A 556-nucleotide genomic window follows, 5' to 3' on the forward strand; every position below is an offset into this window, starting at 1 on the left:
GTATCGATGTGTGGCTACTGGCCGCGCTGGCCGCACCCTTGCTCACCGCGGGCCTCGCATTCGGCGCAGCGGTCCGCGGTATCCGCACCGTGCCGCACGGGCCGTCGATGTGTACGGCCAGTGCCGTCGCGGTCGCCCTGGTGCTGGTGTAGCCGACGGCCGGTCGGCTTCAGGCACGGATTTCAGGAGGCAAACCCCGACGTGGGAGAATGACAGCCGTGTTGCGTTGGACCACAGCTGGTGAATCCCATGGCCGCGCCCTGGTGGCCATGCTCGAAGGGATGGTTGCCGGCGTGCCCATCACCTCAGAGGAGATCGGGGCACAGCTCAAGCGTCGTCGTCTCGGCTACGGCCGGGGTGCCCGGATGAAGTTCGAACAGGACCAGGTCACCATCCTGGCCGGGGTGCGTCACGGCACCACCCTGGGCGGACCGATCGCCATCGAGATCGGCAACACCGAATGGCCCAAGTGGGAGACCGTGATGTCTCCGGACCCCGTGGACCCGGCCGAACTCGACGTGGCGCGCAACGCCCCGCTGACCCGTCCGCGCCCGGG

General features: G+C 68.7%; 1 protein-coding gene. It reads left to right on the forward strand.

The features are described from left to right. Window positions 1-269: 269 nt before the first annotated feature. Window positions 270-556 (forward strand): chorismate synthase (locus RNC47_RS36230; protein WP_394814956.1); only part of this gene is annotated, 287 nt, incomplete at its 3' end.

Origin of the sequence: Streptomyces millisiae (assembly GCF_031845425.1) — a bacterium.
Taxonomy (GTDB): domain Bacteria; phylum Actinomycetota; class Actinomycetes; order Streptomycetales; family Streptomycetaceae; genus Streptomyces; species Streptomyces millisiae.